This is a genomic window from Bradyrhizobium sp. Leo170 (assembly GCF_004296405.1).
In the GTDB taxonomy this organism is placed as follows: domain Bacteria; phylum Pseudomonadota; class Alphaproteobacteria; order Rhizobiales; family Xanthobacteraceae; genus Bradyrhizobium.
The window spans coordinates 1-875 of record NZ_PSRR01000779.1; the positions used below are offsets into that span (position 1 = coordinate 1).

Sequence of the window (875 nt, forward strand, 5' to 3'; positions counted from 1 at the left end):
TTTACAGGCTTGGGCGACACACGCGTCCACTCGAGCCCGTCGAGCAGCATCGCAAGCTGCGTCGCACTGAGATGCACAACGCCGTCGCGGATCGGCGGCCAGGTGAAACGTCCTTGGTGCAACCACTTCGTTACCAGCACCATGCCGCTGCCGTCCCACGCCAGAAGCTTCACTCTGTCCATGCGCTTGCTGCGGAACACGAAGACGTCGCTGCAATACGGGTTCGCACGCAGCGCTTCGCTCACCAGCGCCGACAGCGTGTGCACCAATTTGCGAAAGTCGACCGGCTGTGCCGCCAGCACCACCTTGAGGTCAGACCGTAGTGCAATCACCGGATCCCCCGAAGCGCCGCCAGCACCGTCGACAGGGTCGCCAGCTCCACGCCCGACTCGACCCGGATGCGCGCCCCGTTCACCTCGATCTCGACCACCCCGCAGACCTTGGCCGGCGGCGCGGCGATCTCCAAAGGCTTCGTCTGTACCGGCGAAATACGCTCGGACTCGCCAGCTGTCCCGCCACCGCTCTCGGCACCAATTTGGATCGGCACGAAGCTTGGCGCCTTGCCCGCTACCGCCGCCGCAACTTGGCGTCGCCACACCGTAAGCAGCCCGCGGGAAACCCCATTGCGCCGCGCCACCTCGGAGATGTTCGCACCCTCCTCAAAGCTCTCCGCCACGATCCGGGCCTTCTCCTCGCCCGTCCACCGTCGCCGTCGGCGCTCCCCAGTGATCACCTCGACGCGACGATAGGAGTCACCTTCCTGCCTGGCATCAAGCATGGCATTTGCCATCGTTACACCTCCACCGATCCGCTCATGCCAGGCTGTATCGCGCGCAAGCCGAAGGATGGCTAGGTGGGGGCCTCATGCCGGTTAC

General features: G+C 65.1%; 2 protein-coding genes. Both read right to left on the reverse strand.

All coding sequences use genetic code 11. The features are described 5' to 3' along the window. Positions 1-332: IS66 family insertion sequence element accessory protein TnpB (tnpB, locus tag CWO89_RS44650; RefSeq protein ID WP_130584433.1), on the reverse strand; the 332-nt coding region annotated here is incomplete at its 3' end. Beyond that, complete coding sequence (tnpA, locus tag CWO89_RS49020) at positions 329-790, reverse strand: IS66-like element accessory protein TnpA (RefSeq protein ID WP_130584434.1); 462 nt, start codon at positions 788-790, stop codon at positions 329-331. The genes tnpB and tnpA, both read right to left, overlap by 4 nt. Between the last annotated feature and the right edge of the window lie 85 nt (positions 791-875).

Excerpts from the sequence above, each read along its gene's own strand:
- tnpA (WP_130584434.1), bottom strand. The coding sequence starts at position 790 with ATGGCAAATGCCATGCTTGATGCCAGGCAGGAAGGTGACTCCTATCGT.